Source organism: Pseudomonas trutticola BRTCR10, assembly GCF_056155105.1.
The window spans coordinates 2,209,167-2,233,185 of sequence record NZ_CM149552.1 but is presented as its reverse complement, the minus strand read 5'-3'; the positions used below and the strand labels follow the sequence as shown (position 1 = coordinate 2,233,185).

Below are 24,019 nucleotides of genomic sequence, written 5' to 3'. Positions count from 1 at the left end.
CGCTCAGATCAAATGATTGCGCTTGGCGAAATCGCGCAAGTGCACCGCTGAACTCACCCCGAGCTTCTTCATCAGACGGGTTTTGTAGGTACTGATGGTCTTGTGGCTCAGGTGCATCTCTTCGGCAATCGCCTTGTTGGCCTTACCCTGACCCAGTTGCTCGAAAATGCTCAATTCGCGATCGGAGAGCTGATCGATCATCTGCTTTTCCGTGGTTTGCACAGCATTCAACGTGCTGACATTGTCCGGCATCGCAGAAAAATAGGTGTAACCCGACATCACCGCCTGAATGGCTTTGTGCAGTTGTTCCAATTGATTGGTTTTGGTCACGTAGCCCATGGCCCCGGCGCGCAGACAACGCTCCTGGTAAAACAAGGGGTCGTGGGAACTGAAAACGAGGACGCGACAGTCAAGCTCGTTGGCTTTGATCCGCGTCAGTACTTCCAGGCCGTCAAGGCTCGGCAAACGCAGATCGAGCACCACCAGCCGGGGTTTGTGCGTGCGGATCAGTTGCGACACCTCGTTGCCATTGGACGTTTCATGGACTTCCTTGAAACCTTCGGCTTTCAGCACGATGCGGATGGCAGCGCGCACCACCGGATGATCATCGACGATCAGCGCTGACTTCATGGCCACTCCCGGGGCAGATTCTAACGATGAGGCCACCGGCGTGGATCGATCCGGACTCAGTGGCTGCGCGGTGACTGTTGCACGGAACGGAAAGTGAATCACCTGTCAGGTCTGACAGTTGCGGTCAGCGTATTTCTATGCATACGCCCGACGCTGCACTGCTGGCTCCGGCTTCCACTGCGAAACATCGACGTGAGCCATCAATTGCCTGATTGCCTGTTCATTAGGTAACGGCACATGACTGATCAGCACATTGTCCTGAGCGAAACCTGAAATCGCCTGCAGCGGCGCAGAGGGTTCGTTGTAGATCAACGCATGACGCACCTGTGGGTTATCGAGGAAAAACCCCAGCAGATCCAGCGACCCTGCCGCCAGACCGGCGTCGATGACCACGGCATCGAACGGTTCACAACCGTAGTCGACCAGCGTCAGCAGTTCGGCGAGGTTCTGCACCGGGGCCACGCGGTAATAATCGAGACCATTGAACAGGCGCTCGATTTTCATCCGGTGGAAGTGCTGCGGATCGGCGATCAGGATACGCAGGGCTTTGTTGGTCATGCTCAATCTCCAGAGAGGCAGGGTTCTGAGTGCGGCAAGACTACGCAAGCTCAACGGTAGGTTCTGTAGGACTTTTCCTAAAAACCGAACAATCAACCGAGATCTACCGGGTACATGGACGCAGCCGCAAGCGGCACCGGGAGGTTGCTTGTCTTCTAAACATCAAGCTGCGCCAGCAGTGCACCCAGCGTCTGTCGATCCGGTGTGCGGGTCAGATACAACTGGCGTTGATGGTTGGCGTAAATCGTCTCGGTCTGCGGCTGACCGCGCCGCGCATCGTGAATGACACAGTGGCGAATCTGTGAATTGCTCTGAAAAAAGCGCACCGGGTCGACACCGGCAGCGGCGATCAACTCACCGTTGATCACCATCAGATCAAAGCGCTGGAACGGGTCATGGGCGTAGTGAGTCAAGGCCAGCAATTCACGAAAAGAATGCACCGGTGTGAGATTCGGGTAGCCCAGTTCGTTGAAGATCTTCGCGATCCTGCCTTGCAGAACACTCTGCTCTTCGGCAATGACCACTCGCCAGTATTTGTAGGACATAGGATTTAACAGCGTGGGAAAAGGTGCTGACCACGCTACTCACCCCCATTTAAAACCTCTGTAGGAAAATTCTTAAAAGCGGCCGGAAACCTCGCAAAAACCGGCAAGATCAAAGTCGTGGACTGCCAGATTAATCCTGTGGGCACGTGGGAAACGCCCAAGCGGAGCCTACTCGGTTGTACTCGGACTCCAGAACGCCTGCACCACCAGCGCCGAAGTCGAGATCCGTGCAACCAGTGCATCCAGTTCATCACCATCGACCGAAGTGGTCGCCAGTGTCGCTTCGATCTCGATTTCATCGGCACCAAACGCGTGTACGTCGACATCGCTGGCCGGATAGTTGCTGCGTTCCAGTTCCGCTTCGAGCAAGGCAAACACAGCCGTTTGCTGTGAGCGCCGGGCGATGACGTAGACGATGTTGGTGACTTCGGCCGAGACCACGTCCAGTGGCTGACGGTTGATGTTATTGACGATGGGACGCAGCAACGTGTTGGCGGCGAGGATAAACAGCGTGCCGAGCACGGCTTCGGCGAGCAGGTCGGCACCGGCGCAGGCGCCGACCGCCGCCGAGGTCCAAAGGGTGGCGGCGGTGTTGAGGCCACGGACGTTGCCTTCTTCGCGCATGATCACCCCGGCACCGAGAAAACCGATGCCGGAAACCACGTAGGCGACCACCCGCACTGCGCCTTCGGCACCGGCGAGACGGTTGGCCATGTCGACGAAAATCGCCGCACCGACCGCCACCAGCACGTTGGTGCGCAGGCCGGCGGTGCGTTGCCGGTACTGGCGCTCGAAGCCGATCAGGCCGCCGAGGATGAAGGCGGCGCTGAGGCTGACCAGGGTGTCGAGCAGGGAATCGAGGTTGAGGTTGTTGATGGCTTGCATGATGAAATCCTTGAAAAACACGCGATCTCTGTAGGAGTGAGCCTGCTCGCGATAGCGGTGTGTCAGTCGCTGGAAATCTTGACAGACAGATTGCTATCGTCGGAACGCCGCCCGGAGCAGGCTCACTCCTACAGGGGCAGCATTACTGCCAGCCGAACCGGCGGATGTAGAAACCTTTGACCGCCTGAGTCAGCGCCATGTACGCCAGCAGAATCACCGGCAGGAACACGAAGTACAGCGATGGCAACGCCTGCAGTTTGAAGTAATGCGCCAGCGGCCCCATCGGCAGGAAGATCCCCACCGCCATGATGATCCCGGTCATCACCAGCAGCGGCAGCGCTGCACGGCTTTGCAGGAACGGAATCTTCGGCGTACGGATCATGTGCACGATCAGCGTCTGGGTCAGCAACCCGACCACGAACCAGCCGGACTGGAACAGCGTCTGGTGATCCGGGGTGTTGGCATCAAACACGTACCACATCAAGGCGAACGTAGTGATGTCAAAGATCGAACTGATCGGCCCGAAGAACAGCATGAACCGACCGACATCACCCGGCTGCCAGCGTTGTGGTTTCTTCAGCATTTCCTCGTCAACGTTGTCGAACGGAATGGCGATCTGCGAAATGTCATAGAGCAGGTTCTGCACCAGCAGGTGCATCGGCAGCATCGGCAGGAACGGAATGAACGCACTGGCCACCAGCACCGAGAACACGTTGCCGAAGTTGGAGCTGGCGGTCATCTTGATGTACTTGAGCATGTTGGCGAAGGTCCGGCGCCCTTCGAGCACGCCCTCCTCCAGCACCATCAGGCTCTTTTCCAGGAGGATGATGTCCGCCGCCTCTTTAGCGATGTCCACCGCGCTGTCCACCGAGATACCGATATCGGCCGTGCGTAGCGCCGGGGCGTCGTTGATGCCGTCGCCCATGAAGCCGACGACGTGGCCGTTGCCCTTGAGAATGCGCACGATGCGTTCTTTGTGCGACGGCGTCAGTTTGGCGAAGACGTTGGTTTTCTCCACGGCCACCGCCAGTTCGGCATCGCTCATGCGTTCGACGTCATTGCCCAACAGCAAACCTTGCTGAGCGAGGCCGACTTCGCGGCAGATCTTCGCGGTGACCAGCTCGTTGTCGCCGGTCAACACTTTCACAGCCACACCATGCTCGGCCAAGGCCTTGAGCGCTGGCGCGGTGCTTTCTTTCGGTGGATCGAGGAACGCCACATAGCCGATCAGCGTCAGTTCATTTTCATCAGCCAGGCTGTAAGTGTCGCGACCTTCAGGCATCGAGCGAGCGGCCACGGCCACCACGCGCAAGCCTTCAGCGTTGAATGCTGCAGTGACCTGACGAATACGGGTCAGCAATTCATCGCTCAAGGCTTCATCGATGTCGCCATGACGCACGCGGCTGCACACCGCCAGCACTTCTTCCACCGCACCTTTGCAGATCAACTGGTGTGGCTGGCCACGCCCTTCGACCACCACCGACATGCGCCGACGATTGAAGTCGAACGGGATCTCATCGACCTTGCGAAACGCCGTGCCGACCTTCAGCTCACGGTGGACTTCCACGTGTTCCAGCACCGCCACGTCCAGCAGGTTTTTCAACCCGGTCTGGTAGTAGCTGTTGAGGTAGGCCATTTCCAACACGTCATCGGAATCTTCACCCCAGACGTCGACATTGCGCGCCAGGAAGATTTTGTCCTGGGTCAGGGTGCCGGTCTTGTCGGTGCAGAGCACGTCCATCGCGCCGAAGTTCTGGATGGCGTCGAGACGTTTGACGATGACTTTTTTGCGCGACAGGAACACCGCTCCCTTGGCCAACGTCGAGGTGACGATCATCGGCAGCATTTCCGGGGTCAGACCCACGGCAATCGACAGCGCGAACAGCAATGCCTCGGTCCAGTCGCCCTTGGTGAAACCGTTGATGAACAGCACCAGCGGCGCCATGACGAACATGAAGCGAATCAACAGCCAGCTGACTTTGTTGACGCCTTGCTGGAACGAAGTCACCGCACGATCGGTGGCGCCGACCCGTTGTGCCAATGCGCCGAAATAGGTGCTGTTGCCGGTGGTGAGAATCACCGCCACCGCCGTGCCGGACACGACGTTGGTGCCCATGAACAGGATGTTGTCGAGTTCCAGCGGATTGCGTGTGTCGCGATCAGCCTGACGCGCAAACTTCTCCACGGGCATCGATTCACCGGTCATTGCGGCCTGGCTGACGAACAGATCCTTGGCGCTGAGCACCCGGCAATCGGCGGGAATCATGTCACCGGCCGACAGCACGATCAGATCCCCGGGCACCAATTGCTTGATCGGCAATTCGCTGCGCGGCGCATCCCGGCGCATCACCGTGGCGGTATTGCTGACCATGGCTTTCAATGCATCGGCGGCCTGATTGGATTTGCTTTCCTGCCAGAAGCGCAGCAGCGTCGACAGCACCACCATCGAGAAAATCACGACGGCTGCTTTAAGGTCTTCAGTCAGCCACGAGATCACCGCCAACAGGGTGAGCAGCAGGTTGAACGGGTTTTTGTAGCAGTGCCACAGGTGGATATACCAGGCCAGTGGTTGCTCGTGCTCGACTTCGTTAAGGCCGTATTGCGCACGCAGGGCATCGACTTCGAAATCGGTGAGGCCGTCGGAATGCGTGCCCAGTGACGACAGCAACACACCGCTGTCGCAATGCGCGGCATCGACCAGGGTGTTGGCCAGGGTTGGCGGCACTTCACGGCTGACCGTGGTGTCGTTGATGGTTTCCAGCAAGGCCAGGCGACGGAAATGCCGGGCGATGTGGCGGGTCCGCAGAAAACCTGCGAAAAATTCCTTGAGCGTAAGTTTCATGGCTGTTGCCCCTGTGGTCAGCCGGGAAACCGTCAAGCAGGTACGGCCGCGCCTCGTCCGCCGGGAAAACCGGCACGGCAAGGCTTGGCGCGCCGGTCAGAAAAGACAGGCGTGTCGATAGGGCTGCGATGACGACAATAAAGTCGAAATCACGCTCTTCCAGTGTCGATGAGAAGGACTTCAAGACATGACCAAGGACTGGCCATGTACGGGATGCCGCTGCTCGCTGTTACGGCGAGACAACGGCACAAAAGAGGCGCGTTATCTTGCCGAGAATCTGCCGGTTACCGAGACCGGCCGACAACTGTCACTCGAACAAGTACCCACTGTGGGTCTCCGCTATTGATGAAAACGCGCGAAGCTTACGCCCCGATGTCTGGAGAGTAAACCCGCAAAAGGAAGTGTGTCGGAGAATGTCAGGGTCATTCAGGAAGGGTTCAGGATTGTGAAGTTCTGGTGTTTTCGAAGGCCCCATCGCGAGCAGGCTCACTCCTACATTGGTCCTGCTTACACAGAACATTGTAGGAGTGAGCCTGCTCGCGATAGCGGTGGTCCATCAAAGGTGATGGTGCCTGACCCGCCGCCATCGCTGGCAAGCCAGCTCCCACAATGTTTTGTGTGATGTCCGCTACCGCTAACACAACACTGATCCCTGTGGGAGCTGGCTTGCCAGCGATAGCGGTGTATCAGGCAATACAGAGTTAGCTGGCAGTCGCCAACAACAGATCTGCCATCGAACGATGCCCACGATGCTTGCCGTGCTCATACAGCGAGCCGGCAATCTCGTCCGCACGAATCGGCAACACCGACAGCAATGTATCGCTCAGACCATGGCTGGCCTGGCAGAAGCCCTGCATGTAGATGCCGGCCTTGCAGCGCTCGTCGGTAATCAGTTTGTAGTTGCGATCGACCTCGAACTCACCCAGGTATTCTTCCAGCGGCGCCAGCAATTTGCGGTGCATCTGGCGCTCGTAACCGGTGGCCAGCACTACGGCGTCGTAAAGGCGCACGGTGACTTCGCCAGTGGCGTTGTTGCGCACGGCCAGTTCGATACCGTTTTCGGTCGCGGTGGCTTTCTCGACGGTGGTCAGGGTGCGGAACGCATGACGGGCAATCCCGGAAACCTTCTGGCGATAGAAGATGCCGTAGATGCGCTCGATCAGGTCGATGTCGACCACCGAGTAGTTGGTGTTGTGGTACTCGTTGACCAGACGCTCCCGCTCGGCGCTGTTCTGCTGGAACACCAGATCGGTGAACTCCGGCGAGAACACTTCGTTGACGAACGGGCTGTCGTCCGCAGGCTTGAGTGCCGAACCGCGCAGGATCATGTCGACCTGCACCGACGGGAACGAATCGTTCAGATCGATGAACGCTTCCGCCGCGCTCTGCCCACCGCCGATGATCGCAATGCTCATTGGCTGATTGTTCACGCACGGCTGCTCGGCCATTTGCGACAGGTATTGCGAGTGGTGGAACACGCGGGTATCGCCCTTCAGCGCCTTGAACGCCTCTGGAATACGCGGGGTGCCGCCGGCACTGACCACCACCGAACGGGTGGTGCGTACATGTTGCAGGCCCTGGCTATCGCGGGAAATAACGCGCAGCGCTTCAACCTGATGGTTGTGCAGCACCGGCTCGATGGTCAGCACTTCCTCGCCGTAACGGCTCTGCTCGGTGAACTGCCCGGCGACCCAGCGCAGGTAGTCGTTGTACTCCATGCGGCACGGGTAAAAAGTGCCGAGGTTGATGAAGTCGACCAGACGGCCGTGGTACTTCAAATAGTTGACGAAGGAGTACGGGCTGGTCGGGTTGCGCAGGGTCACCAGATCCTTGAGAAAGGAAATCTGCAACTCGCTCTGCGTCGACAGGGTGTTGCCGTGCCAGCTGTAGTTGGCCTGCTTGTCGAGGAACAGCACATCCAGCTCACCCTGAGTCGGGCCGCGCTCTTGCAGAGCGATGGCCAGCGCCAGGTTTGAAGGGCCGAAACCGACGCCGATCAGGTCGTGAACGATGGGCGATGCAATTGCCTGTGTCATTTCCAGTGTCCTCTGGATGAACCCCTCAACGCGGGGATAAAGCCTGGGTGGCCTGACCGGCCTGAATCAGGTCAGCAGGTCGTCTGTTGAGTAGGAACGAGGACGATGAAAGGAAATTTAACCGGGAAGGATCAATGGGCGTCCCATTGTTTGATCCGCAACCGGCAGTGTTTCATGGCGTTGACGATGTGTTTTTCCACCAATGCCTTGGAAATCCCGAGGTGCTCGGCAATTTCCGGATGGGACAGACCTTCGATCTTGCGCAGCAGAAAACATTCACGGCAGCGCGGCGGCAGCTCTGCCAGCGCGCGCTGGAGCATCTCCAGACGTTGACCATGATCAAGGGTGCCATGGGGCGACGGGGTGAAATAGCGCTCTTCATTGTCCAGCACATCAAGTGACTCGACCTGACGCAGGGCATTGCGTCGATGATCGTCGATGACCAGGTTCAATGCCGTGCGATAAAGAAAGGCGCGCGGTTGTTCGATCGGCGTGTCGCTGGAACGCTCCAGCACCCGCACATAAGCGTCATGCACCACATCTTCGGCCACCTGACGGTTGCCTAGCTTGGCGTTAAGGAAACACACCAGCTCGCGATAGTAGTTTTCCAACATGACTCCCGACCGCATCGTTGCAGATCCTGTCCTTGAGCGCACCGATCCGGCCGCGGAATACGCAGTAGCAAGATAGTGGCAACTTGAGGGGCGTAATTTATAGTAATTCTCATATAGATTTAAAGCGCTGATTCCATATCCCGACCAAATAGTCCTGTCCGGACACCTGTTACATGATGTGTTAGCGCTTAAATTCCCTTGCACATGCCTCGTTTACAGGACAGCTCCCCGTATCTGTCGTGCCTTGCGACAGCGTTCAGCGCCCCTGCACGCCTGTGTACTGGCCGGATGACGGGCCGAATCCACTGGCCGGAACCCTGCATGAAACGTCCCCGCCCCGCCCGACGCGCCTTGTTCGCCGCCCTTTGCCTGATTCCCGTGATCGCTGTTGCCGCGTGGCAAGTCCTGCCACCCGGGCGCGACGCTCTCGCTACGGTGCAAGTGACCCGCAGCAATATCGAAAACAGCGTGACCGCACTGGGCACGCTGCAGCCACGCCGTTACGTGGACGTCGGTGCGCAGGCATCCGGGCAGATCCAGAAGATTCATGTCGAGGCTGGCGACACGGTCAAGGAAGGCCAGTTACTGGTAGAGATCGACCCATCCACGCAAAAGGCCAAACTCGATGCCGGGCGGTTTTCCATCGAGAACCTCAAGGCGCAGTTGCAGGAGCAACGCGCCCAGCACGACCTCGCGCAGCAGAAATACCAGCGCCAGCAGAAACTCGCCGCGGGTGGCGCCACCCGTGAGGAAGACGTGCAGACGGCCCGCGCCGAAGTCCGCGCGACCCAGGCGCGCATCGACATGTTCCAGGCGCAGATCCGTCAGGCCCAGGCCAGCTTGCGCAGTGACGAGGCGGAGCTCGGCTACACGCGGATTTTTGCGCCAATGAGCGGCACCGTGGTCGCCGTGGGCGCCCGCGAAGGCCAGACGCTCAATGCGCAACAGCAAACCCCGCTGATCCTGCGCATCGCACGACTGTCGCCGATGACCGTGTGGGCCGAAGTTTCCGAAGCGGACATCGGCCACGTCAAACCCGGGATGACCGCCTACTTCACCACCCTCAGCGGCGGTAGCCGGCGCTGGAGCAGCACGGTGCGGCAGATTCTGCCGGTGCCGCCGCGCCCCCTCGAACAGAACCAGGGTGGCAGCCCCACCAGCGGTCGCAGCGGCAGCGAACGCGTGGTGCTCTACACCGTATTGCTCGACGTCGACAACGCCGACAACAGCCTGATGACCGACATGACCGCGCAGGTGTTCTTTGTCGCGCAACAAGCGCAAGACACCCTGACCGTGCCCACCGCAGCCCTGCAACCAGGTTCACGCCCGCAGTGGCAACGGGCGCAGATCGTCGCCGCCAACGGCGAAGTTCAGTCCCGCGAGGTACGCACCGGCATCAGCGACCGCCTGCGCACACAAGTGCTGGAAGGCCTGGCCGAGGGCGATCACATCCTCAGCGCGCCGACCACCGGCAGCGGAGGCTGAATGCAGACGCCTCTGATTGACCTGCGGCAGATTCGCAAATCCTACGGCGGCAATGACAGTCCGCTGGTGGAAGTGTTGCGCGGCATCGATCTGTCGATACATGCCGGCGAATTCGTCGCCATCGTCGGTGCGTCCGGCTCCGGCAAATCGACATTGATGAACATCCTCGGCTGCCTCGACCGCCCCACCAGCGGCGAATACCGTTTTGCCGGTGAAGACGTCGCGCAACTCGACACCGATGAACTGGCCTGGCTTCGCCGCGAAGCATTCGGTTTTGTGTTCCAGGGTTATCACCTGATTCCGTCCGGCTCCGCCCAGGAAAACGTCGAGATGCCGGCCATCTACGCCGGCACCCCGGCCGCCGAACGCCACGCCCGGGCCAGTGCCTTGCTGGAGCGGCTCGGCCTGGGCAGCCGCACCGGCAATCGCCCGCATCAGCTTTCCGGTGGTCAGCAACAGCGGGTATCGATTGCCCGGGCGTTGATGAACGGCGGCCACATCATCCTCGCCGACGAACCCACCGGCGCCCTCGACAGCCACAGTGGTGCCGAGGTCATGACCCTGCTCGACGAACTCGCCGGTCAGGGCCATGTGGTGATACTCATCACCCACGATCGCGAAGTCGCACAACGAGCCAAACGCATCATCGAAATCCGGGACGGCCTGATCATCAGCGACACCGCCGAACACCCGTCAGCCGCGCCCCGCACTACCAATCCCGGCGCTTTGCAAGCGGTTGATCTGCGCCAGCGCCTGAGCACCGGCAGTACGCAGACCGGCGCCTGGAAAGGTGAACTGGTCGACGCCGTGCAAGCGGCGTGGCGAGTCATGTGGATCAATCGCTTTCGCACCGCCCTGACGTTGCTGGGGATCGTCATTGGCGTTGCTTCGGTGGTAGTGATGCTGGCGGTGGGCGAAGGCAGCAAACGCCAGGTAATGGCGCAGATGGGCGCTTTCGGCTCCAACATCATTTACCTCAGCGGTGCGGCGCCCAACCCGCGCACGCCGCCGGGCATCATCACCCTCGACGACGTCGCCGAGCTGGCCGCCCTGCCCCAGGTCGAACGCATCATGCCGGTCAATGGCTCCACCGCCGGTGTACGTTTCGGCAATGCCGACCACAGCAGTTACGTCGGTGGCAACGACACTAATTTTCCAACCATTTTCAACTGGCCGGTGGTTCAGGGCAGTTACTTCACCCAGGCCGATGAAGACAGCGCCGCCGCCGTGGCGGTGATCGGCACCAAGGTCCGCGACAAGCTGCTCAAGGATGTCGCCGATCCCATCGGCCAGTACATCCTCATCGAAAACGTACCATTTCAGGTCCTCGGAGTTCTGGCCGAGAAAGGCTCAAGCTCCGGCGATTCCGACAGCGACAACCGCATCGCCGTGCCCTACTCGGCGGCCAGCACGCGTCTGTTCGGCAGCCGCAATCCGGAATATGTGGTGATCGCCGCCAAGGACGCACGCAAAGTCAAAGACGCCGAGCAGGCGATCGAACAGGCAATGCTGCGCCGGCACAACGGCAAAAAGGATTTCGAACTGACCAACAATGCCGCAATGATCCAGGCCGAAGCGCGCACGCAAGGCACGCTGTCGCTGATGCTCGGCGCCATCGCTGCCATCTCCTTGCTGGTCGGCGGTATCGGTGTGATGAACATCATGCTCATGACCGTACGCGAACGCACTCGGGAAATCGGTATTCGCATGGCCACTGGCGCCCGACAGCGCGACATCCTGCGCCAGTTTCTCACTGAGGCGGTGATGCTCTCGGTGGTCGGCGGCATTGCCGGTATCAGCCTGGCGATGCTGGTCGGCGGCGTCCTGTTGTTCAGCGGCGTGGCAATCGCATTTCAATGGCTGGCCGTGCTCGGCGCTTTCGCCTGCGCGCTGGTCACCGGCGTCCTCTTCGGCTTCATGCCTGCCCGCAAGGCTGCCCGGCTCGACCCGGTCACGGCCCTTACCAGTGAATGATCGATCTATGAAAGCGCCACTGACAATCCTTGCCGCCAGCCTGTTGCTGGCAGCCTGCAGCAGCCCTGCGCCGCGCCCCGACAGCGGCGTGCAGCCACCGCTCGCCTGGCAATCGCCTGACCATCCCGGCGCCGTGCAAGGCAATCGGCAGTGGTGGACGCAGTTCGGCAGCCCTGAACTCGATCAACTGGTCGAACAGGCGCGGCTGGGCAGCCATGACCTCGGTGCCGCCGTTGCGCGGGTCAGACAGGCTCAGGCCAGTGCGACGATTGCCGGCGCCCCGCTGCTGCCGGAAATCAAGGCCGGCCTCAATGCCAACCGACAGAAACTGTTGCACGGCAAGGGCTACAGCCAACTGGACGTCAACCCGGATAACCGCTCGCTGGATTATTACGATGCCGAGTTGAGCGCCAGTTACGAAATCGACTTCTGGGGCGGTAAACGCGCCACACGCGACAGCGCCGTGTTCGGTGTGCAGGCCAGCGAGTTCGACCGTGCCACCGTCGAACTGACCCTGCAAAGCGGCGTCGCCACCAGCTACACCCAGGCCCTGGCCTTACGTGAGCAGACGCGTATTGCCGAGCTCAATCTGGCCAACGCGCAAAACGTTCTGCACCTGGTGCAAACCCGTTTCGACGCTGGCAGCGCTACTGCGCTGGAACTGGCCCAGCAAAAAAGCCTGGTGGCTGAACAGCAGCGCAAATTGCCGCTGGTGCAGCAACAGGCCCGCGAAGCATTGATCACCCTCGCCGCCCTGCTCGGCCAACCGGTGCAGGCACTGTCGTCCCTGCAACAACCGTTCGAGCAGTTGCAGTGGCCGAACATCGCCAGTGGCGTACCCAGCGATCTGCTGAGCCGGCGTCCGGATATCGCCAGCGCCGAAGCCAGACTGGCAGCGGCCCAGGCTGACGTCACCGTGGCCCGGGCGGCCATGCTGCCGAAGATAACCCTGACAGCCAGCCTCGGCACCGGCGCCGATCTGGCGGCGGATCTGATGCGTACAACGTTCTACAACCTGTCCTCGGGATTGACCGCGCCGATCTTCAACAACGGCCGATTGAGTGCTGAACGCGACAAGGCCAGGGCGCGTCAGGACGAACTGCTGGAGTCATATCGCGGGGCAATCATCAACGGTTTTGCCGACGTCGAAAAAGCCTTGAGCAGCATTCGCGGCCTCGACGAACAGCGCCAGTGGCAAAGCGAAGAACTGAGCCAGGCGCAAACCGCATTCGACATTGCGCAAAGCCGCTATCAGGCCGGCGCCGAAGACTTGCTGACGGTGCTGCAAACCCAGCGCACTTTGTATGCGGCGCAGGACATGAATGTGCAACTGCGCTTGTCGCGACTGCAGGCGAGCATTGCCTTGTACAAAGCGTTGGGCGGCGGCTGGCAAGTCATCTGAGCGCAAATTAGCGACTGTCCCGACGCCTTCGCGAGCAGGCTCGCTCCCACATTGGATCTGCGTCGTTTACAAAGTCCCCTGTGGGAGCGAGCCTGCTCGCGACAGCGCCAGGTCAGGCGAAACCAATCTCTCAGGGCAAAAAAAATCGCAGCACCGGGCTGCGATTTTTTTTGCGCTTAGAGTTGCCGCCCCTTCACTTTCAGATGCCGGGCATACCACGGCCGCTGCGGCACTTTGCGAAACAGGTCGGCCATGTTGTCTTCATCGCCAAAGGTGATGCGCAACGCGAGCTTCATCGTTTCCGGGTCCATCTCCACCGAACGCCCGATTTGCAACCCTGGCACGGTGCTGCAGCCATGGGTATCCGGGCCCAGCCAAGGATCATCCACTTCGACCCAGCGCCCCGGCGCAAACCACGGCACGCCGTTGACTTCCAGCCGGCTGACCTCGCCCGGGTGAAAACGCTCATGAGCACGGAACCAGTCTTCGATACGGTCATCGATCCAGCCGTGGAAACGCCAGAACACCGGGTTCACATGGGAGGAAAACGGGTCGCCGAGGAAGTCGTTTTCCGGGGCATACCAACGCGCGGCAAAATCCGCCTGATCCCGCGCCATCGGCACTGGAATGTCATTGGACGGATCACGTGCCACCGACGCCCAGCGCATGTGCAACCAGTCGTGCAGGCCCAGTTCGACTTCCGAACCGAACTGGCCGAGGGTGAGTTTCGACAAGTAGCGCGGATCGCGGTATTGCGATTCCCACACCTGGAAATTGCTGTGGTAGGTCTCGGCCGCTTTGATGTCGCTGACCCATTTGGTGTATTCGTCGTCGCCTTCGGTCAGCCACGTCGGCGGCAGTGCGTTACCGTCATGATTGTCGAAGTAACGGGCGAACCCCTGGCGATCACGCTCCAGCTCCGGTTGCGGCATCGGGAACGCCTGCCATGATGGCAAGTCCTGCATCGAACGGGCCTTGCCCAGCATGTGTCGATGCATGAAGAAAAAGTCGATGCCCGAGCCGTTGCGATCCTTGCTCGGCCCACGGGCATCGCGCTCCTTGTCACGGGGGCCGGGTTGCCAGCCGATACCGCGCAGGGCTTCGCGTTTTTTCTCCGAGAGCTTGTGCCACTTGTCGCGGCTGGCGTGCCAGAGCTGGTGGAACAGCCGATGTTCCGGCGCGACCAGCCACGCCAGCAATGTCGGGTTCAACCCGGTGCGCTCGCGAGCCTCGGGAAAACGTCGCTTGATGGCGATGAAATGATTGTCGAGTTCGGGCAGAGCCAACGGTCGATCCAGGCGCGACACTTGCCCGGTGAACGTGCCGCTGCCGGCATTGCCGAACGCCGCCCAGACTTCGTCCAGTTTCACTTTGAATTCGTAGACTGGCGGCGCTTGCGGCGTATCGGTACGCATCAGCCGCCAGTACAACTCGGCGCCGTTGCCTGGCGCCAGATCGCCGACCACCTGGTAACGCGCAGGTTCTTCGGAACGCAGGTTGGCGCCGGTATCGAGATAGCCGCGCAAGCCGCGACCACGGTGGGCAATGTCGAGAAACAGTTCCAGACCTTCGCGCGGCAAGCCATCGAGTCCGGCAGCAGCTCCGCTGAAACGGATATCCCACACGCCGCGCAGGTTGTCCGCCAACTGTTGGCCGGCCGTATCGGCCAGGTCGACCGTCGCCTCTCCCGGGGTGATCGGAAACTCCTCACGGGTCAGCTCGCGATGTGCATAAAAAGCGGCAGGCAGCGCAGCGCCCGTGAGTGCCATGCCCGCCATGAACCAGCGTCGAGAGATCGTCATTGCCCTACCTGTGTCAGCCATGAAGCAGGCTTTATCCAAGCTAGAACGTTTGCTCGCCGGGGAAATTTACGGCCCCGGCAAAAGATCGCTACGCGTCGTCAGCGCTTTTCCTGCGCGCGACTAAATTACCCGCCCGACCACTCGTTCCTCCCAGATAGCAAAGGCCCCTGCGCCTGCACCTCGACGGCGAACCTGAATGAGATGGCAATGACAAAACCGCGTTCGAAAAAGGCTCTATTTATCGGCCTGCCGCTGGCCTTGGCGATCAGCGCCGGCGCAGGGTTTCTGGCTTGGGATTACTGGTTTCGGGACAACCCCGGCTATCCGGTAAAAGTGATGAAACAGGCGACCGAGCTGCAGGACCGCATCCTCTCCTTCGACAGCCACATCACCGTGCCCCTGAGTTTCGGCGCCCACGACAACGAAGCCGACAAGGACGGCTCCGGGCAGTTCGACCTGATCAAGGCCAATCGCGGCCGCTTGTCCGGCGCTGCGCTGACGCTGTTCGGCTGGCCGGAAATGTGGAACGGTCCGAACGCTCCGCATCGCCCGACCGAAGGTTTTGTCGAAGAAGCCCGTAACCAGCAGGAAGTGCGCTACAAGATCATCACTGGCATGGTCCGCGACTTTCCCAATCAGGTCGGCATCGCCTACACCCCGGATGATTTCCGCCGCCTGCATGGTGAAGGCAAGTTTGCGATTTTCATCAGCATGCTCAACGCCTATCCATTGGGTAACGACCTGAGCAAACTCGACCTGTGGGCCGGACGCGGCATGCGTATGTTCGGCTTCAGCTATATCGGCAACAACAGCTGGGCGGACTCGTCGCGCCCGTTGCCGTTCTTCAATGACTCCCCTGATGCCCTCGACGGTCTCTCCGATATCGGCAAGCAAGCGGTGCACCGTCTGAACGATCTGGGTGTGATCATCGATGTTTCGCAGATGTCGACCAAAGGTCTGGAACAGGTTGCGCAATTGAGCCGCACACCGTTGGTGGCCTCGCACTCGGCACCGCGTGCGGCCGTGGATATTCCGCGCAACCTCAGCGACAAGGAATTGCAGCTGATCAAAAACAGCGGCGGCGTGGTCCAGGTAGTCGGCTTCTCGCAATACCTGAAACCGCTGACCCAGGGCACTCAGGACAAGCTCAATGCCCTGCGCGCACGCTTCGATCTGCCGCCCTTGCCTAACCTGGCCATGGCACTGATGCCAGGCGACCCGATCATTACTGCATGGTCGGAGCAGAAACTCGGCCAGTACGCCAGCGGCCTCTACGGCATCCTTGAAGAAGAACCGAAAGCGACCCTCAAGGATCTCGGCGACGCCATCGATTACACCGTGCGCAAAATCGGTATCGACCATGTCGGCATTTCTTCCGACTTCAACGACGGCGGTGGCATCAAGGGCTGGGAAAACGTTGGCGAAATCCGCAACGTCACTGCCGAGCTGATCCAGCGCGGCTACTCCGAAGCGGACATCGCCAAACTGTGGGGCGGCAACTTCATGCGTGTCTGGGACCAGGTGCAAAAAGCCGCGAAACCGGCACTGATTTCCCGTCAGGACGCAGCCAAGCCATGACTGATCGCCGGACCTTTCTGAAACAGGCGGGCGTGGTCGCAGCCGCGCTGCCGTTTGGCGCCAGTCTGGCAACGCCGGCAATGGCAGCGACCGCCCCTGTGGCATCCGCGAACAAGTGGACACAACTGCGCCAGTTGTTCGATCAGGATCCGCAGGCGATTCACTTCGCCAATTTTCTGATCACCTCCCATCCAAAACCGGTGCGCGAGGCCATCGAACGCCATCGCGCCGCCATCGACCAGAACCCGGGGCTGGCCATGGATTGGGACTTCGGTGTCACCGAGAAGCGCGAAGAAAACGTGCGGGTCTGGGCCGGTAAATACTTGCAGGCCAAACCCGGCCAGATCGCCCTCACCGGCAGCACCACCGAAGGCCTGGCGATGATTTACGGCAGTGTGCAGGTGCGCCCGGATCAGGAAATCCTCACCACCGAGCACGAGCACTATTCCACCCGCAACATTCTCGATTTCCGCACCCGCCGCGATGGCACCCGGGTGCGCAAACTCAAGTTGTTCGAGTCCCCGCAAAGCATTTCGCTGGATCAGGTGCTCGACATCATCAACCGCAACATCCGTCCCGAAACCCGTGTACTGGGCATGACCTGGGTGCATTCGGGCAGTGGCGTGAAGTTGCCGATCAGCGATATTTCGCGACTGGTCGATGAACACAATCGTCAACGCGACGACAAGGACCGCCTGATTTACGTGGTCGACGGGGTGCATGGTTTCGGTGTCGACGACTTGAGCTTCGTGCAAATGAACTGCGATTTTTTCATCGCAGGTACCCACAAGTGGATGTTCGGCCCGCGTGGCACCGGCATCGTTTGCAGCCGCAGCGAAGAACTGAAATACGTCAGCCCGAGCGTGCCGACGTTCTCCGAAGCCACCTCCTTTGCCACCATCATGACCCCGGGCGGTTATCACGCTTTCGAGCATCGCTGGGCGGTGGACGAAGCCTTCAAGTTGCATCTGCAACTGGGCAAGGCCGACGTTCAGGCACGCATCCATCAGCTCAACAGCTATCTGAAGCAACGCCTGCGGGAACAGTCGAGCATCGAGTTGGTGACGCCTTTCGATCCGCAGTTTTCTGCCGGTTTCACCTTCTTCCGCGTCAAGGGTCAGGACAGCGATGAAGTCGCCGCCTACCTGATGCAAAACCGGGTGATCTGCGATGCGGTCAGCCGCGACGTCGGCCCGGTGATTCGTACTGCGCCCGGCCTGCTCAACAACGAAGCCGAAGTGGACCGGTTCATGGACATCCTCGGTAAAAAACTGCGCGCCTGATCCCTCGACTCCAGTTTTCCTTTCACAGAGACGACTCATGAAAAAGCCTTACGCCTCTTTCACCCTCAAGGCGCTGCCGGCGCTAGCCCTGACTGCGCTGTGCGCCGGTCTGCTGCCGGGGGCCGCCCAGGCTGCCACACCACCGGCGCCGGGCAAGGTCTTCAAAGACTGCAAGGACTGCCCGGAAATGGTCGTACTGCCGACCGGCACCTTCACCATGGGCACCCCGGATGACGAAGTCGGCCGCGAACCGGACGAAGGCCCGCGCCACGACGTGACCTTCAGCAAACCGTTCGCCATCAGCCGCTTCCAGGTGCTCGTCGGTGAGTGGGATGCGTATGTGCGCGAAACCGGCAACAAGCCTTACGACTTCGATGATCGCCCGGGCCGCCGCTGCACCGCCGGCAAGCCTGAATTCAAACAGACCGCCCGCGACCCTGCCGTGTGCATGAACGTCGCCGAAGCCCAGGGCTACATCGACTGGCTGTCGAAAAAGACCGGCCACGCGTATCGCCTGCAAAGCGAATCGATCCGCGAGTACGCCGCACGCGGCGGCAGCACCGGGCCCTTCCCTTTCCCGTTCGATGAAGGCAACAACTACCAGATCTCCAAACACGCCAACACCTATGGCGCCGCCGACGGCTACAACTTCACCTCCCCGGCCGGCACTTTCCCGGCCAATGCCTTCGGCGTTTACGACGCCCACGGCAACGTCTACGAATGGACCGCCGACTGTTATCACAAGGATTACTCCGGCGTACCCGACGACGGCCGCCCATGGACCCAGGAAAACTGCGAGCGCCAGGTCATGCGTGGCAACGACTGGGGCGAGGCGCCGGTGTTCTCGCGTTCCGGCAACCGCAACAGCAGCTGGCCGACCAGCAAAGGCGACTGGCTCGGGTTTGGTGTAGTGCGCGACCTCTGATCCTGCCCGCCCCGACCGCAGCCCCGCCTGCGGTCGTTTAAAGAAAGTCCGTGACCATTCGTTTTCCTTTAGTACCGGCACTCCCTCCGCACCGAAGCAGGAATCCTCCATGACCAAGCCTACGCGTGGGGCGATCAACGAATTGTTCGCCTTGCTCAAGCCCTTCCGCCTGATCGTCTCTGTGTCCATCGTGCTCGGCATGATCGGCGGCCTGAGCGTCACCGTGCTGCTGGCGACCATCAACAATGCCCTGCACTCCGACGACGGCCTGACCCGCACCGTGGTGATGATCTTCGCCGGCCTGTGCGCACTGGCCTTGCTGACGACGATTCTGTCCGACATCGGCACCAACTACGTCGGTCAGCACATCATTGCCAAACTGCGCAAGGAACTGGGGGAGAAAGTGCTGTCGGCGCCGATCGACCAGATCGAACGCTACCGCAGCCATCGGTTGATCCCGGTATTGACCCACGACGTCGACACCATCAGCGACTTCGCCTTCGCCTTTGCCCCGCTGGCGATCTCCATGACCGTCACCCTCGGTTGTCTCGGCTATCTGGCGTTGCTGTCCTGGCCGATGTTCCTGATGATGCTGGTGGCCATCGCGATCGGCACAACCATTCAGGCGATTGCCCGGGCCAAGGGCATGCGCGGTTTCTACGCCGCACGTGATTCCGAAGATGAACTGCAAAAGCACTACAACGCGATCGCCGAGGGCGCCAAGGAGCTGCGCATTCATCGCCCGCGTCGCCAGCGCATGTTTGTTGCCGGGATTCAGAAAACCGCCGAAAAAATCTGCGACACGCAGATCAAATCGATCAACACGTTTGTCATCGCCAAGTCCTTCGGCTCGATGCTGTTCTTCGTGGTGATCGGCATGGCGCTGGCCCTGCAGTCTTTCTGGCCCAGCGGCGACAAAGCGGTGATGAGCGGATTCGTGCTGGTGCTGCTGTACATGAAGGGGCCGCTGGAACATCTGGTCAGCACCTTGCCGATCATCAGCCGCGCACAAATTGCCTTCCGCCGGATCGCCGAGCTGAGCGAACAATTCTCCTCGCCCGAACCGCACCTGCTGCTGGAAGACCAGGGCAAGAAACCCGGTGCCGTCAACAGCCTGGAACTGCACAATGTGCGCTACGCCTTTCCGCCCGTGGCAGGCAGCGAGCCATTCCGCCTCGGGCCGGTCAACCTGCGCATCGAACAGGGCGACATCGTGTTCATCGTTGGCGAAAACGGTTGCGGCAAAACCACCCTGATCAAATTGCTGCTGGGTCTTTACGCGCCAACCGAGGGCGAAATCCGCGTCAACAATCAACCGATCACCGCGCTCAATCGCGATGACTACCGCCAGAACTTCACCACGATCTTTGCCGACTACTACCTGTTCGACGACCTGATCCAGGGCGACCGCGAGGTGCCGCAGGACGCCACCCGCTACCTCGAACGTCTGGAGATCGCGCACAAGGTCAGCGTGCGGGACGGCGCCTTCAGCACCACCGACCTGTCGACCGGCCAGCGCAAGCGTCTGGCACTGGTCAATGCCTGGCTCGAAGAGCGTCCGGTGCTGGTGTTCGATGAATGGGCGGCCGATCAGGACCCGACCTTCCGCCGCATTTTCTACACCGAACTGCTGCCCGACCTTAAGCGTCTGGGCAAGACCATCATCGTCATTTCCCACGATGACCGTTACTTCGACGTCGCCGATCAACTGGTGCGCATGGAGGCCGGCAAGGTCAAGAGCGAACTGCAAACCGCTTGATTGAAGAGGCCGTGGCCAGGTCGGAAAAAATAATTTTCCGGTTTGCCGCGGCTTCCTCGTCTTAATGAGATGAATAAGAACCATTAACAACTATACCTGCCAAGGTCTTAACCTCATGTCCGCATCCCGTTTCATGCTTCGCCCTCTGACTCGAGCCCTGCTGATGCACGGCGCGACACGCACTCGACTGGCCGGCACCGGCCTTGGTCTGGCACTGACCCTCACCGCAGCCCCGTATGTCCAGGCCCAGGAATGGACCCTGAACATCCCGTCGCAGCCACTGGCGCAGGCGCTGCAAACCCTTGGTCAGCAGACCAGTCTGCAAATCATCTACAGCCCGGAAAGCCTGCAAGGTCTGCGTTCCAGCGCATTGAATGGCCGCTACCAGGATGATGAGTCGCTCAAGGCGATGCTTAACGGCACCGGCATCCGCTACCAGCGTGACGGCAACACCGTGACTGTCCTCGGCCCTGCCACCGGCAGCGCGATGGAACTGGCACCGACCAACGTCAACGCCAGCCGACTGAGCGCCACCACCGAAGGCAGCAACTCCTACACCACCGGTGGCGTGACCATTGGCAAGGGCGTGCACTCGTTGAAGGACACCCCGCAGTCGGTCACGGTCATGACCCGCAAGATGCTCGATGACCAGAACCTCAACACCATCGAACAAGTGATGGAAAAGACCCCGGGCATTACGGTCTATGACTCGCCCATGGGCGGTAAATATTTCTACTCCCGCGGTTTCCGCATGACAGGCCAGTACCAGTACGACGGCGTGCCGCTGGACATCGGCAGCAGCTACGTGCAGGCCGACAGCTTCAACAGCGACATGGCCATCTATGACCGCGTGGAAGTACTGCGCGGCGCGGCCGGCATGATGAAAGGCGCAGGCGGCACCGCCGGTGGCGTCAACTTCGTACGCAAACGCGGCCAGGACACCCCGCACACACAACTGTCGCTGTCGGCAGGGACGTGGGACAACTATCGTGGTCAGGTCGATACCGGTGGCCCGTTGAACGACGCCGGCACCATCCGTGGTCGCGCCGTGGTCACTGAGCAGACCCGTCAGTATTTCTATGACGTGGGCGAACGCAGGGATCAGATCTACTACGGCGCGCTCGACTTCGACCTGAGCGACTACACCACCCTGGGTCTGGGCATGGCCTATGAAGACGTCGATGCCACGCCGTGCTGGGGCGGCTTGCCGCGTTACGCCGATGGCAGTGATCTGAAGCTCTCGCGCTCCACCTGCCTGAACACCGCATGGAACAACCAGCGCAGCAAGCGGGCCACTTACTTTGGCGATCTGAAACACGAGTTCAACGACAACTGGGCGTTGAAGGTCGCGGGTGTCTACTCGAAAAACACTCAGGACATGGAATACGCCTTCCCGAGCGGTTCGGTACCGGTTGGCGCCACCAGCACCAATACCCTGATGATCGGCAGCACCTTTGACTACGATCAGGTCGACTACGGCCTCGACGCTTACGTGGACGGCAAGTTCGACGCATTCGGCCAAGAGCACGAACTGGTCGTCGGCGCCAACGCCAGCCGCTCCCACAAGGATGACTTCTACGCCGTGGCACTCCTGCCTCAAACTCAGGATGTGCTGAACCCCAACCACCACCTGCCCCAGCCAGATCAAAGTTACTACCTGGCCAACGCCACCCGGGGTGGTCCGGTGGACATGCGGATCAAGCAATACGGCGCCTACTCCACGGCACGCCTGAAACTGGCCGATCCGCTGACCTTCGTCCTGGGCAGCCGCGTCAGCTGGTACAAGTCCGAAACCGACTCCGTCTCGTACTGGCGCGGCGAAGGCACACCGACCAGTTCCCAAGCCAAGGAAACCGGGCAAGTCACCCCGTTCGCCGCGCTGTTGTTCGACATCAACGACAACCTGACCGTTTACACCAGCTACGCGGATATCTTCACCCCGCAAGGCAACTACAAGACCATTAACGGTTCGACCCTCAAGCCATTGATCGGTCAGAGCTATGAACTGGGGATCAAGGGTGAATGGTTCGACGGTCGCCTGAACAGCTCCTTCAACCTGTTCCGCACCGTCCAGAAAGACGCAGCCCAGGATGACCCGGCCTGCCCGGACAGCACCTGCTCACTGAACTCCGGCAAAGTGCGCGCCCAAGGCTTCGAAGCTGAAGTCAGCGGTGAAGTCATTGACCGCCTGCAACTGCTGGCCGGCTACACCTATACCCAGACCAAGGTGCTGGAAGACGCGGATGCCGGTCAGGACGGTGTGGTGTATAACTCGTACGTGCCGCGCCACCTGCTGCGCGTCTGGGGCGACTATGCCCTCAGCGGCCCACTGGAACGCGTTACCGTCGGTGCCGGCGTCAATGCCCAAAGCAGCAACTACCGCGTCTCGCCGAGCAGCGGCAACGATATCACCCAGGCGGGCTATGCGGTCTGGAACGGTCGAATCGGCTACCGCATCGACGACACCTGGTCCGTGGCACTGAACGGCAACAACCTCTTCGACAAGCGCTATTACGCCACGGTCGGTACCGAAGGTTGGGGTAACTTCTACGGTGAACCGCGCAACTTCGTGATGTCGGTCAAGGCTGACTTCTGATTCTGCAGCGCCAATGAAAACGCCCCGCAATAGCGGGGCGTTTTTTTGTGTACAAGGCGAGAAGCTGCATTCCCACGAGAAGCGTGGGAACGATCAATGTTCAACCCAAATGGCGACTCAATGCCCGACTCAAGCTGTCATACACGCTCAGCACCTCCGGCATGACCGAGACCAGCCTGAGCAAGTCATGGGTCAGGCCCGGGCAATGCTCGAGTTCGACATTCACCCCCTGCGCGCGCAATTTATCGACGTAGGCCTGGCCTTCGTCGAGCAACGGATCAAACCCGGCAAGCAGCACGATTGCCGGCGGCACACCGCGCAGATCTTCGGCCAGCAACGGTGAGAAGCGCCAGTCCAGCAGGTCTTCGGGGCTGCGGGCGTAGTGCTGGTAAAACCAGTCCAGCGTATCGTTCTCCAGCAAATACCCTTCACTGAACAACAAGCGCGAATCGTGGGTGCGCGACGCATCAGTGACCGGATAACACAGCAGTTGCACCTTGGGGACGATGGCCACGGTGTGTGGCTGAACCACCGCTTGCAAGGCCAGCACCGTCGCCAAAGTGGCGCCGGCACTGTCACCGCCGAACGCGACACGACCGGCATCCAGCCCCAGGGACTGCGCCTGTTCCACCAGCCAGGACAAGGCGTCTTCCCCGTCCTCCAGCGCCGTCGGGAATTGCTGCTCCGGCGCCAGTCGATAGCCGACGGACAACACCGCGCACGGCGTACGTCGGCAGAATTCACGGCAGACACCGTCATGGGAATCCAGGCTGCCCACGACAAAACCACCGCCATGGAAATACACCAATACCGGAATCAGTGCCGTCGCTTCGCTCGGGCGATATAAACGCAACGCCAGTGGCGCACCATCCCGCGCCGTGGTGTTGACCTCCAGCACGTCAATATCCTGAGGAGCATTCCAGCGCAATTGCGCCGTGGTTTGTTCGAAAATCGCCCGGGCCTCTGCCGGGGTCAGTTGATGCAACGCCGGCTGGCCTGCGTCCTGGCTGTCTTGCGCCAGGTCCAGGAAGGCTTCCAGATCAGGGTGTAACGACATCGAAAAAATCCTTATGTCCGTAAAAAGGGACGCGCCTGAGCAACGCCC

The 24,019-nt window shown here is 60.4% G+C and carries 17 protein-coding genes; 8 read left to right on the top strand and 9 right to left on the bottom strand.

Features of this window, described 5'->3' with window-relative positions:
• Positions 1-3: 3 nt before the first annotated feature.
• The 7 genes from ACVVH8_RS09910 to ACVVH8_RS09880 form a co-directional block, all read right to left on the bottom strand.
• Positions 4-630, bottom strand: coding sequence for a response regulator transcription factor (locus tag ACVVH8_RS09910; RefSeq protein ID WP_103304835.1), 627 nt, complete (start codon positions 628-630; stop codon positions 4-6).
• Positions 631-765: 135 nt separating this feature from the next.
• Positions 766-1,188: an ANTAR domain-containing protein gene (locus ACVVH8_RS09905; RefSeq protein ID WP_475229769.1), complete on the bottom strand. Its 423-nt coding sequence runs from the start codon at positions 1,186-1,188 to the stop codon at positions 766-768.
• Between the two features lie 155 nt (positions 1,189-1,343).
• A complete protein-coding gene (locus ACVVH8_RS09900; protein WP_315445790.1) occupies positions 1,344-1,733 on the bottom strand; it encodes a hypothetical protein in 390 nt (129 codons plus the stop codon).
• 168 nt (positions 1,734-1,901) lie between these two features.
• Positions 1,902-2,618, bottom strand: a complete 717-nt coding sequence (locus tag ACVVH8_RS09895; RefSeq protein ID WP_007913384.1) for an MgtC/SapB family protein — start codon at positions 2,616-2,618, stop codon at positions 1,902-1,904.
• Positions 2,619-2,760: 142 nt separating this feature from the next.
• Positions 2,761-5,460: a magnesium-translocating P-type ATPase gene (gene mgtA, locus ACVVH8_RS09890; protein WP_475229767.1), complete on the bottom strand. Its 2,700-nt coding sequence runs from the start codon at positions 5,458-5,460 to the stop codon at positions 2,761-2,763.
• A 701-nt stretch (positions 5,461-6,161) separates the two neighbouring features.
• Complete coding sequence (locus ACVVH8_RS09885) at positions 6,162-7,496, bottom strand: lysine N(6)-hydroxylase/L-ornithine N(5)-oxygenase family protein (protein WP_475229764.1); 1,335 nt, start codon at positions 7,494-7,496, stop codon at positions 6,162-6,164.
• Positions 7,497-7,627: 131 nt separating this feature from the next.
• Positions 7,628-8,110, bottom strand: coding sequence for a sigma-70 family RNA polymerase sigma factor (locus ACVVH8_RS09880; RefSeq protein WP_103306732.1), 483 nt, complete (start codon positions 8,108-8,110; stop codon positions 7,628-7,630).
• 321 nt (positions 8,111-8,431) lie between these two features.
• Here ACVVH8_RS09880 and ACVVH8_RS09875 point away from each other — a divergent pair, with 321 nt between their 5' ends.
• The 3 genes from ACVVH8_RS09875 to ACVVH8_RS09865 are packed head-to-tail and all read left to right on the top strand — an operon-like array spanning position 8,432 to position 12,971.
• Positions 8,432-9,595 carry an efflux RND transporter periplasmic adaptor subunit gene (locus ACVVH8_RS09875; RefSeq protein WP_475229762.1) on the top strand — a complete coding sequence of 388 codons (1,164 nt, stop codon included), beginning with the start codon at positions 8,432-8,434 and terminating at the stop codon, positions 9,593-9,595.
• The gene (locus ACVVH8_RS09870) at positions 9,596-11,569 is read left to right on the top strand and encodes a MacB family efflux pump subunit (RefSeq protein WP_475229759.1); all 1,974 of its coding nucleotides are present in this window, start codon (positions 9,596-9,598) and stop codon (positions 11,567-11,569) included.
• A 7-nt stretch (positions 11,570-11,576) separates the two neighbouring features.
• Complete coding sequence (locus ACVVH8_RS09865) at positions 11,577-12,971, top strand: efflux transporter outer membrane subunit (protein ID WP_213028109.1); 1,395 nt, start codon at positions 11,577-11,579, stop codon at positions 12,969-12,971.
• Between the two features lie 176 nt (positions 12,972-13,147).
• Here the strand turns inward: ACVVH8_RS09865 and pvdP are convergent, their stop codons facing one another.
• Complete coding sequence (gene pvdP / locus ACVVH8_RS09860) at positions 13,148-14,773, bottom strand: pyoverdine maturation tyrosinase PvdP (protein WP_475229755.1); 1,626 nt, start codon at positions 14,771-14,773, stop codon at positions 13,148-13,150.
• A 207-nt stretch (positions 14,774-14,980) separates the two neighbouring features.
• On the opposite strand from pvdP, the gene pvdM reads away from it, so the two are divergent.
• The 5 genes from pvdM (at position 14,981) to ACVVH8_RS09835 (ending at position 22,914) form a co-directional block, all read left to right on the top strand.
• Positions 14,981-16,351, top strand: coding sequence for a pyoverdine-tailoring dipeptidase-like protein PvdM (pvdM, locus tag ACVVH8_RS09855; protein ID WP_475229752.1), 1,371 nt, complete (start codon positions 14,981-14,983; stop codon positions 16,349-16,351).
• The gene (gene pvdN / locus ACVVH8_RS09850) at positions 16,348-17,634 is read left to right on the top strand and encodes a pyoverdine-tailoring periplasmic protein PvdN (protein ID WP_475229750.1); all 1,287 of its coding nucleotides are present in this window, start codon (positions 16,348-16,350) and stop codon (positions 17,632-17,634) included. The genes pvdM and pvdN overlap by 4 nt, the downstream gene beginning before the upstream one ends.
• Positions 17,635-17,671: 37 nt before the next feature.
• Positions 17,672-18,559: a dihydropyoverdine dehydrogenase gene (gene pvdO, locus ACVVH8_RS09845; protein WP_475229747.1), complete on the top strand. Its 888-nt coding sequence runs from the start codon at positions 17,672-17,674 to the stop codon at positions 18,557-18,559.
• A 109-nt stretch (positions 18,560-18,668) separates the two neighbouring features.
• Positions 18,669-20,318, top strand: a complete 1,650-nt coding sequence (locus ACVVH8_RS09840; protein WP_475229745.1) for a cyclic peptide export ABC transporter — start codon at positions 18,669-18,671, stop codon at positions 20,316-20,318.
• A gap of 115 nt (positions 20,319-20,433) precedes the next feature.
• Positions 20,434-22,914 carry a TonB-dependent siderophore receptor gene (locus ACVVH8_RS09835; protein ID WP_475229742.1) on the top strand — a complete coding sequence of 827 codons (2,481 nt, stop codon included), beginning with the start codon at positions 20,434-20,436 and terminating at the stop codon, positions 22,912-22,914.
• Positions 22,915-23,014: 100 nt separating this feature from the next.
• On the opposite strand, the gene ACVVH8_RS09830 is transcribed toward ACVVH8_RS09835, so the two are convergent.
• A complete protein-coding gene (locus ACVVH8_RS09830) occupies positions 23,015-23,971 on the bottom strand; it encodes an alpha/beta hydrolase (protein ID WP_103306722.1) in 957 nt (318 codons plus the stop codon).
• Between the last annotated feature and the right edge of the window lie 48 nt (positions 23,972-24,019).

Excerpts from the sequence above, each read along its gene's own strand:
- ACVVH8_RS09885 (WP_475229764.1), bottom strand. The coding sequence starts at position 7,496 with ATGACACAGGCAATTGCATCGCCCATCGTTCACGACCTGATCGGCGTC.
- pvdM (WP_475229752.1), top strand. The coding sequence starts at position 14,981 with ATGACAAAACCGCGTTCGAAAAAGGCTCTATTTATCGGCCTGCCGCTG.
- ACVVH8_RS09910 (WP_103304835.1), bottom strand. The coding sequence starts at position 630 with ATGAAGTCAGCGCTGATCGTCGATGATCATCCGGTGGTGCGCGCTGCC.
- pvdN (WP_475229750.1), top strand. The coding sequence starts at position 16,348 with ATGACTGATCGCCGGACCTTTCTGAAACAGGCGGGCGTGGTCGCAGCC.
- ACVVH8_RS09900 (WP_315445790.1), bottom strand. The coding sequence starts at position 1,733 with ATGTCCTACAAATACTGGCGAGTGGTCATTGCCGAAGAGCAGAGTGTT.
- ACVVH8_RS09840 (WP_475229745.1), top strand. The coding sequence starts at position 18,669 with ATGACCAAGCCTACGCGTGGGGCGATCAACGAATTGTTCGCCTTGCTC.
- ACVVH8_RS09835 (WP_475229742.1), top strand. The coding sequence starts at position 20,434 with ATGTCCGCATCCCGTTTCATGCTTCGCCCTCTGACTCGAGCCCTGCTG.
- ACVVH8_RS09895 (WP_007913384.1), bottom strand. The coding sequence starts at position 2,618 with ATGCAAGCCATCAACAACCTCAACCTCGATTCCCTGCTCGACACCCTG.
- ACVVH8_RS09865 (WP_213028109.1), top strand. The coding sequence starts at position 11,577 with ATGAAAGCGCCACTGACAATCCTTGCCGCCAGCCTGTTGCTGGCAGCC.
- pvdO (WP_475229747.1), top strand. The coding sequence starts at position 17,672 with ATGAAAAAGCCTTACGCCTCTTTCACCCTCAAGGCGCTGCCGGCGCTA.
- ACVVH8_RS09880 (WP_103306732.1), bottom strand. The coding sequence starts at position 8,110 with ATGTTGGAAAACTACTATCGCGAGCTGGTGTGTTTCCTTAACGCCAAG.
- mgtA (WP_475229767.1), bottom strand. The coding sequence starts at position 5,460 with ATGAAACTTACGCTCAAGGAATTTTTCGCAGGTTTTCTGCGGACCCGC.
- ACVVH8_RS09905 (WP_475229769.1), bottom strand. The coding sequence starts at position 1,188 with ATGACCAACAAAGCCCTGCGTATCCTGATCGCCGATCCGCAGCACTTC.
- pvdP (WP_475229755.1), bottom strand. The coding sequence starts at position 14,773 with ATGACGATCTCTCGACGCTGGTTCATGGCGGGCATGGCACTCACGGGC.
- ACVVH8_RS09875 (WP_475229762.1), top strand. The coding sequence starts at position 8,432 with ATGAAACGTCCCCGCCCCGCCCGACGCGCCTTGTTCGCCGCCCTTTGC.
- ACVVH8_RS09830 (WP_103306722.1), bottom strand. The coding sequence starts at position 23,971 with ATGTCGTTACACCCTGATCTGGAAGCCTTCCTGGACCTGGCGCAAGAC.
- ACVVH8_RS09870 (WP_475229759.1), top strand. The coding sequence starts at position 9,596 with ATGCAGACGCCTCTGATTGACCTGCGGCAGATTCGCAAATCCTACGGC.